At 61.0% G+C, this 1,227-nt stretch carries 1 protein-coding gene; it reads right to left on the bottom strand.

Going from position 1 to position 1,227, the window contains the following annotated elements:
* The coding region (locus AC0KVQ_RS16450) for an FAD-dependent oxidoreductase (protein ID WP_473422279.1) at positions 1–1,227 on the bottom strand (1,227 nt) is incomplete at both ends.

Below are 1,227 nucleotides of genomic sequence, written 5' to 3'. Positions count from 1 at the left end.
CGTCATGCCGCCGACGATGGCTGTGGCCAGTACATCCAGACGTTTGTCGACACCTTCAAAGCCGCAGGCCTGTGCGCCAAGCAATTTGCCGCTTTCCGGTTCCCACAGGATTTTCAGCGTCAGCGACTTGGCACCAGGGTAATATGTGGCGTGCTGGTGATCGTTGACGGTAACGGTTTCATAGGCTTTTCCTGCTGCCTGCAGGCGCTTTTCGCTCCAGCCGGTCATGCCGGCACTGACTTCGAAAGCGCGCACGATGGCGGTGCCGAGCGAACCCGGATAGGGGCGGGCCTTGTCGCCCAGGAAGATGTGATCCGCTGCCACACGGCCCTGGCGGTTGGCCGGGCCACCCATCGGCACCACGGTCTTGCCGCCCAAAACCCGATCGAGTGTTTCCACGGCATCGCCGGCAGCGTAGATATCGGGGTCGGAAGTGCGCTGGAATTCATCGACCACGATATGCCCGCGTGGCCCCAATTGCAGACCGGCTTCACGTGCCAGTTCGGTATCGGGTTTCACACCGATCGACATGATGACCAGATCGGCATCCAGCACCTTGCCCGAACACAGATGGCAGCGCACGAAATCTTCAGTCGATCCAAAACTGGCTACGCCGTCGCCCAGCGTCAGGCCGATGTCGTGGCGGCGCAGTTCGCTTTCCAGCAGTGCCGCCATCGGTGCATCGAGTTGCGGGAAAACTTGATGCTGCATCTCCACCAGTTGCACCGATAAACCCTTGTGGTGCAGTTGTTCGGCCATTTCCAGACCGATGAAGCCGGCACCGATCACCACCGCACGCATGCCCGATTCGGTGGCAGCAGCAATGCGGTCCATATCCTGCAAGTTGCGCAGCGTGAAAACACGCTCATCATCGATGCCGGGCAGATCCGGGCGCAGGGGCGAGGCACCGGGGGCGAGCATCAACTTGTCGTAGCTTTGCCATTCCACGCCGCCAGTGTCGAGGTGACGAATCTCCACGCGTTTGTTGGCGCGGTCGATGCGGATGGCTTCACTGCGGGTACGCACATCCAGATTCAGCATTGATTGCAGCGTTGCCGGTGTCTGCACGGCCAGTGCATCGCGTGCCGCAATCTCGCCACCGATAAAGTAGGGCAGGCCGCAGTTGGCAAACGAAACATCCGGACCGCGTTCGATCACCATGATCTCGGCGTTTTCACACAGGCGGCGCGCACGGGCAGCAAACGAGCCACCTGCTGCAACGCCACC

This window comes from Formivibrio sp. oc-25, assembly GCF_055810895.1.
This window is presented reverse-complemented; position numbering and strand designations above follow the sequence as displayed.